Genomic DNA, 7,014 nt, shown 5'->3' with positions numbered 1-7,014 from the left:
GGTATCTCAGCGATTACTGGAAGACCTCTCCCATCGAACTCTCCCTCTCGGTGCCGTGGACCGTTTCGTTTGTCTTTGCCGTTTTTATCACCACAGCGCTCTGGTTCTTTCTCGCAAAAACGGATACCGGCAAGTCGATACGTGCTACCGCGCAGGACCCTGACGCTGCCCTCCTCATGGGAGTGAACGTGAAGCTGATGCGGGTGGTCACCTTTGGAATCGGTTCCGGACTTGTGGGTGCGGCAGGGTGCCTCTTTATTCCTATCTACTACCTCTATCCCGCCCTCGGCGGTCAATTTACCCTCATCGCCTTTGTGATCACGATCCTCGGAGGGCTTGGCTCAACGGTCGGCGCGATCATCGGGGGCCTGATCCTCGGCGTCTTTGAGTCGCTGACCTCCACCTATGTCGGCATGGGCTGGGCCCCTGTGGGGCGATTCGTCATTTTCGTCGCCTGCCTCATTTTCCTGCCCGGGGGTGTGGCATCTCTCCTCAGGAAGAAGAGATTCGGCAGATGAGGAGACACATTCCTCTTATCGTTCTGACCATCGCTGCGCTTCTCCCGTTTGCCGGCTTCAGCACGTACGTGATGCATATCCTCATACTCGTCTTTATCTGGACCACGATAGGTATGGCATGGAACCTCCTCGGCGGTTACTGCGGCCAGGTATCTTTCGGCCACGCCGCCTATTTCGGAGTCGGGGCTTACACAGCGGGCATCCTCTACGCGAAACTCGGCATGTCACCCTGGTGGGGAATACCCTTCAGTATCGTCATCGTCGGAATCTTCGCCCTGATTCTCGGGTTCATAGTCCTGAGGCTGAGGGGACCCTTTTTTGCACTCGCGACCCTGGCGAGCGGCGAGGTGATGAGGATCACGGCGGAGAATCTCGTCGGTTTTACCGGGGGCTCTCTCGGTATCATGGTACAGGAGAGGACCTGGGTCGGAAAACTATGGTACTACTATATCATCCTGCTCATTGCCTCGGCGACCTACTTCCTCGTGAAGAAGTTGATCGAATCAAAACTCGGATATTATTTCGTGGCGATACGGGAAGATCAGGACGCAGCGGAATCATTGGGAATAAATACGACGTTCTACAAGACCATAGCGTTATGTCTCAGCGGAACCATTACCGGAATCGCCGGGGCTTTCTATACGAATTATATGGGCTACATCGATCCGAATGTCGTCTTTGCGCTGCATGACATATCGATCATCGCGATCATGATCGTCATGGTGGGAGGGGTGGCTACCTATCTCGGTCCTTTTGTCGGAGCGATCATCATGGTCGTCCTTGCCGAATTCATCAGGTCCCTTCCAGGTCTCGGTACCGCGTACCAGACGCTCTTCGGGATTCTCCTCATCGTAATTGTCATCTATCTGCCGAACGGCATCGTCGGCGATTTTCCGAAGCTCTCGCGAGTCCTTTCGAGGATGGTGAGGACTTCGCGGTGAGTTTGCTCGCTATCAAGAGGGTTTCTATGTTCTTCGGCGGACTCGCAGCGATAAGCGATGTCTCGTTCGAGATCAAGAAAGGAAAGATACTCGGACTCATCGGACCGAACGGTGCCGGGAAGACGACGCTCTTTAATGTCGTGAATGGTTTTTATAAACCCACGAGGGGTGAGGTCCTCCTGAATCATGAGAAAATATCCGGCCGCAGGCCTCATGAAATCTGCCGACTCGGGATCGCAAGAACCTTTCAGGTAGTAAAGCCGTTACAGAGGATGAGTGTCCTTGATAATGTCATCGCCTCCGCCTTCCTGAGAGTGAAAGGAAGGGCCCAGGCCGAGGAGCTGGCCCTGGAGACGATTGCGTTCACCGGTTTGCTTGATGACAGGGATCTCATTTCACGGGGACTTCCCCTGGGGAAGCGGAAGAAACTTGAGATCGCGAGGGCCCTCGCGACTCGGCCGGAACTGCTCCTCCTCGACGAGTCCTTTGCGGGGCTTAACCCCCGTGAACTTGATGAATCGATCGAGATCATCAAGAAGATAAAGGAAAGAGGGATAACGATCATGATCATAGAGCACCATATGAAGGTCATCATGTCCATATCGGACAGGATCGTCGTGCTCAACTATGGTGAGAAGATCGCCGAGGGGACTCCCTTGGAAATCGCTGACAACCCTCTCGTTGTGGAGGCGTATCTCGGAGAGGAAAAAGGTGCTTGAGGTAAGAAACATCGATGTCTTTTACGGTGACGTCCAGGTAATCTGGGATGTTTCCTTCGGGGTGAAGAAGGGTGAGGTGGTCGCCCTTATCGGCGCAAACGGCGCGGGAAAATCAACGAGTCTGAAAACGATTTCCGGTATCTTGAGGCCCAGGAAAGGAGAGATACTCTTAGAGGGCACGCCGATCCATACAATCGAGGCGTACCGGCTCATCGAGATGGGTATCGCCCTCTGTCCCGAGGCAAGGAGACTCTTTGTCGAGATGACCGTGGAGGAAAATCTCGACATGGGTTCACTGAAGGGGAAAGCGAGGGAAAAGCGGGACGAGACGAAGGAGATGGTGTTTGAACTCTTCCCGAGGCTCAGGGAGCGCAGAAGGCAGCTGGCCGGTACCCTGAGCGGCGGGGAACAACAGATGGTCGCCATAGGAAGGGGGTTGATGTCGCTGCCGAAACTCCTGATGTTCGATGAGCCTTCTCTCGGTCTCGCGCCCATCCTCGTTCGCGAGATATTCAACGTTATAAAGAGGATACGGGAAGAGGGGGCCACGGTCCTCATCGTCGAACAGAATGTGAAGCAGACCCTCGCGATCGCTGACAGGGCGTATGTGCTCGAGAGCGGCAAGGTCGTGTTACAGGGTGCGGGTTCTTGGATGCTCGGCAACGAGCATGTGAAAACGGCGTATCTGGGGGTGTAACAGAGAAACCCTGATGTGCGACGTTATGGCGACGATTCTCCGCCTGTTTCGAGGAAGAGACGTTTGATTTGATCACTTTCATAGGAGGTGTGAAATGTTTGTATCCTCTTGGATGACGAAGAAGGTTGTTACGGTAAGCCCGGATAACAGCGTCTCCGATGCGCTGCGCCTCTTAAAGGATAACGGAATAAAGCACTTGCCCGTAGTGGAGGAAGGGAAGGTCAGGGGGATCGTATCGGACAGGGATGTAAAGGAATTTACCCCGTCGAAGGCGACAGCTCTCGATATCTATGAATTACACTATCTCCTGGCGAAGACGAGGGTCGGGGAGATCATGAAATCGAAGGTCCATACGACATCATCCGATACCCCTGTGGAGGAAGCCGCGATGGTCATGTTCGACGAGCATATCGGATGCCTCCCGGTATTGGACAACGGAAGGCTTGTGGGGATCATATCCGACAGGGATATATTCCGCGCCCTTGTCGACATTACGGGAATCCGCCATGGCGGAAACAGGATATGCCTCACCGTCGAGGACAGACCGGGGTCGATAAAGGAAGTTGCAGATATCATCAGAAAACGTGGATTCAGCCTTCAGAGTATCCTGACCTCGCACGAGGGCGTTAAGGAGGGGTACAGGAATATCGTGATCAGAACGATGGGAAAGGGTGACTTCAAGAATCTTAAGGCAGAGCTCGAGGGCGCCTATACCAAGGTGAGGATCCGAAAGGGCTGAGGGTCTTGGGCCCACGATGCGGCACGAGTGAGGTCTCCGGAACATTCCTCCGCTGTCGGCTTTTTTCCGATTTCTGGTATCATAAGGCATGAAGGTGATTGTCGGGATGAGCGGCGGGGTCGACTCCTCTGTCGCCGCGTATCTCCTCAAGCAACAGGGGTACGAAGTCGAAGGGGTGAGCTTTATCCTGGGGGAGAGGCGGATTCAGAGCGGTGTGGCATCCGCCTGTTGCTCTCTTGAATCTCTCCTCGATGCGAGAAAGACCGCGGAAAAGATCGGTATCGGCCATTCCATGGTGAACCTGCGAAACGAATTCACAGAACAGGTGATAGAACCCTTCGTCGAGGCATACGAACAGGGATTTACGCCGAACCCCTGCATCCTCTGTAACGAGAAGATCAAATTTTCCTATCTCCTGAAAGCGGCAGAGGAGCGGGGAGCTGATTTCATCGCCACGGGACATTATGCGAGGGTCGAAAGATCTCGTCGCGGTGAGAGCGGGAGCGTCTCTCTTAAAAAGGGGATTGATTCGAGAAAGGATCAATCCTATGTACTCTATGTTCTCAGAGAGAGAGAACTGAGTCATCTCACCTTGCCGCTCGGCGGCAAGACGAAGGACGAGGTGAGGGAGATCGCGCGCAGTCTCGGGCTGCCGTCCGCGAAAAGACCGGAGAGTCAGGAGATCTGTTTTGCCGGCGGGCGGAATTACGTCACATTTCTCGAGAGTCTTACGGAGGGCAGGGGGGGGCCTCTCGTCGAAGCGGAGACGGGCAGAGTTCTCGGGAGGCACCGGGGAATTCATTTATTCACCATCGGTCAGCGTAAGAGGATCGGGGTAGCGACCGGAAGACCCCTCTACGTCTCGAAGATCGATCCTTCGACGAATACGGTTTATGTGGGCCCTGAGCACGGAGCGAAGAAGAAAGACTGCGTCGTAGGGAGGATGAACTGGCTGAGTCGCGGGACATCCGCAACGGAAGGAGCGGACGACCGGAGCATCGCGAGTTTCAGGGCGACGGTGAAGGTCAGGTCCACCATGAAGGACCAGCCCGCTACAATAGTGCCTTTGGATGATACGAGGACGCGCGTTGTTTTTGATGAGAACCAGTGGGCACCGGCGCCGGGACAGAGCGCCGTCTTCTATGACGGTGAAAGCGTCATCGGCGGCGGAGTAATATGTTGATGGTATTCGGCGTTGTGAAGACGGCATCGGCGGAAGATGACGAGGGGAGCAGATGGCGGCGAAAATCGTCTCGATAAATGTCAGCGAGAAAAAAGGTGAAAGGAAAAAACCCGTTGCGGAAGCGACAGTGAAGGAAAACTACGGCATAGAAGGCGACGCGCATGCTTCGTCGCAGTGGCACCGCCAGGTCAGTCTCCTCGCCCTTGAGAGTATAAGAAAGATGCAGGATATGGGCCTCGATGTCAGCCCCGGTGATTTCGCGGAGAATATTACGACCGAGGGGATCGACCTTCCGAACCTTCCGGTCGGCGGGCGCTTTGTTATCGGAGACGGGATCGAGGTGGAGGTAAGCCAGATAGGAAAGGAGTGCCATACCCGGTGTGCGATATACTATCAGGCCGGCGACTGCGTGATGCCTAAGGAGGGGATTTTCGTGAGGGTCTTAAAGGGCGGCTCTATCAGGGTTGGCGATGCCATAAGAGGCATTCATGAGGGGACAGCGATGAGTCCCTCCGGCACCTGATGGCAGAAGCGGGACTGACATGAAGGGTCGTACGATAACGGTTGCTGTTCTGACCTTAAGCGATAAGGGCTCGAGGGGCGAAAGGGACGATCTGAGCGGTCCCGCCATCGGGAGGATGCTCGAGGGCATCGGCGCGGAGGTGAGGTTTTCCGAGATACTACCGGATGAAAAGACGATGATCAAAGAGAAACTGATCGAGTATGCCGGCAGAGTCGATCTCATCATCACGACGGGCGGCACCGGACTCAGTCCGCGGGATGTGACACCCGACGCGACTCTGGAGGTCATCGAGAGGGAGGTGCCCGGCATGGCCGAGGCGATGCGCACCGAGGGTATGAAAAAGACGTCCCGATCCATGCTTTCGCGTGCGGTTGCCGGCGTCAGGGGGCAGGCGCTGATCGTGAACCTCCCGGGAAGTCCGAGGGCCGTGGCGGAAAACCTTTCCGTCATTCTCGATGTCATCCCTCATGCCGTCGAAAAGATTAAAGGCGGCATGGAGGAGTGCGCACGGTGAAGGACGTCTCATTTGCCCTCGCTTTCTTTGCGGGAATCCTCTCATTCCTCTCTCCTTGCGTACTTCCGCTTGTGCCTTCCTACGTCTCGTTCATAACCGGCATATCTTTCGAGGACCTGACGGCAGAAGTCGACAGAAAGAGGGTGCGCAATCTCACGATGACCAGTTCCCTTTTTTTTATCCTGGGGTTCAGCGCCGTTTTTGTCGCACTTGGGGCATCCTCTTCGGTCGTGGGTCGTCTTCTCTTCGCTTACCAGGAATGGATAAGGATAGGCGGCGGGATTCTCATCATCCTCTTCGGCCTCTTTGTGGCAGGTTTTCTGAAGATAGATTTTCTGACGCGGGACAAGAAGGTTCACCTTTCCGGAAAACCTGTCGGATATGTCGGTACGTTTCTTGTAGGTATGACCTTCGCTGCGGGTTGGACGCCGTGCATCGGCCCGATTCTCGGGACGATACTCCTCTTTGCGAGCACGAAGGGCTCTGCCCTCTATGGGTTTAAACTCCTTGCGACCTATTCACTCGGTCTCGCGGTTCCGTTCTTTGTCTCTTCCCTCGCGATGAACAGCTTCTTAAGCTATTCGAGAAGGCTGCTGAGGCACATGCGTGGAGTTATGATCGTCAGCGGTCTTCTCCTCATCATCTTCGGCGTCATGCTTCTCTTCAACAGGGTGAGAGAACTCACGAGTCTCATGCCCGATATGGGGATCCGCTTCTGAAGATTCGTTTACGATTCGCCCTGCCGGAGCTCTACGAAGGCCTTCAGCTCACGGTTTAAGTCGGAATGCTTCAACTTCCTGATCGCCTTGACCTCCAATTGCCTTATCCTCTCCCTCGTGACATGGAACTCGTGGCCCAGTTCCTCGAGCGTGAGGGGGGTCTCGACCCCGATCCCGAACCTCTTCCTGATGATCTTCTCCTCCTTTGAAGAGAGGGTGCAGATCGCCTTTTCGACAACATCCTTCATGTCGTCGCTGATGAGGGCTGAAAGGGGAGAAAGGGTCTTTTCGTCTTCGATAAAGTCCTTGAGATGACTCTCTTCCTCTTCCCCTATCGGGGTTTCGAGGGATACCGGTTCCTTCGACATCTTCAAGATCGTTCGCACCTTTCCTGCAGGCATATGAACCCTTTCGGCGATCTCCTCAGGGGAAGGTTCACAACCGAATTCCTGGACGAGTTC

General features: G+C 54.8%; 10 protein-coding genes. 9 read left to right on the top strand and 1 reads right to left on the bottom strand.

The window, feature by feature from the left end; all coding sequences use genetic code 11:
* The 9 genes from VEI96_01335 to VEI96_01295 all read left to right on the top strand — a co-directional run.
* A partial coding sequence (locus VEI96_01335) for a branched-chain amino acid ABC transporter permease (GenBank protein ID HXX56627.1) occupies window positions 1-518 on the top strand: 518 nt, incomplete at its 5' end.
* Window positions 515-1,459 (top strand): branched-chain amino acid ABC transporter permease, encoded by a 945-nt coding sequence (locus tag VEI96_01330; protein HXX56626.1) that lies wholly within the window; start codon window positions 515-517, stop codon window positions 1,457-1,459. The genes VEI96_01335 and VEI96_01330, both read left to right, overlap by 4 nt.
* Window positions 1,456-2,178, top strand: coding sequence for an ABC transporter ATP-binding protein (locus VEI96_01325; GenBank protein ID HXX56625.1), 723 nt, complete (start codon window positions 1,456-1,458; stop codon window positions 2,176-2,178). Before VEI96_01330 ends, VEI96_01325 begins: the two co-directional genes overlap by 4 nt.
* Window positions 2,171-2,875: an ABC transporter ATP-binding protein gene (locus VEI96_01320; GenBank protein HXX56624.1), complete on the top strand. Its 705-nt coding sequence runs from the start codon at window positions 2,171-2,173 to the stop codon at window positions 2,873-2,875. The genes VEI96_01325 and VEI96_01320 overlap by 8 nt, the downstream gene beginning before the upstream one ends.
* 94 nt (window positions 2,876-2,969) lie before the next feature.
* Window positions 2,970-3,614: a CBS and ACT domain-containing protein gene (locus VEI96_01315; GenBank protein HXX56623.1), complete on the top strand. Its 645-nt coding sequence runs from the start codon at window positions 2,970-2,972 to the stop codon at window positions 3,612-3,614.
* 88 nt (window positions 3,615-3,702) lie between these two features.
* Window positions 3,703-4,797, top strand: coding sequence for a tRNA 2-thiouridine(34) synthase MnmA (gene mnmA / locus VEI96_01310; protein HXX56622.1), 1,095 nt, complete (start codon window positions 3,703-3,705; stop codon window positions 4,795-4,797).
* A 52-nt stretch (window positions 4,798-4,849) separates the two neighbouring features.
* Window positions 4,850-5,320, top strand: coding sequence for an MOSC domain-containing protein (locus VEI96_01305; GenBank protein HXX56621.1), 471 nt, complete (start codon window positions 4,850-4,852; stop codon window positions 5,318-5,320).
* A 19-nt stretch (window positions 5,321-5,339) separates the two neighbouring features.
* Window positions 5,340-5,834: a MogA/MoaB family molybdenum cofactor biosynthesis protein gene (locus VEI96_01300; protein ID HXX56620.1), complete on the top strand. Its 495-nt coding sequence runs from the start codon at window positions 5,340-5,342 to the stop codon at window positions 5,832-5,834.
* Window positions 5,831-6,553, top strand: a complete 723-nt coding sequence (locus VEI96_01295) for a cytochrome c biogenesis protein CcdA (protein ID HXX56619.1) — start codon at window positions 5,831-5,833, stop codon at window positions 6,551-6,553. The genes VEI96_01300 and VEI96_01295 overlap by 4 nt, the downstream gene beginning before the upstream one ends.
* Before the next feature lie 8 nt (window positions 6,554-6,561).
* On the opposite strand, the gene VEI96_01290 is transcribed toward VEI96_01295, so the two are convergent.
* Window positions 6,562-7,014: sigma-70 domain-containing protein (locus VEI96_01290; GenBank protein ID HXX56618.1), on the bottom strand; the 453-nt coding region annotated here is incomplete at its 5' end.

This window comes from Thermodesulfovibrionales bacterium (assembly GCA_035622735.1).
Lineage (GTDB): Bacteria > Nitrospirota > Thermodesulfovibrionia > Thermodesulfovibrionales > UBA9159 > DASPUT01.
The sequence above is the reverse complement of the archived record's forward strand: the minus strand, read 5'-3'. Positions and strand labels throughout refer to the sequence as shown.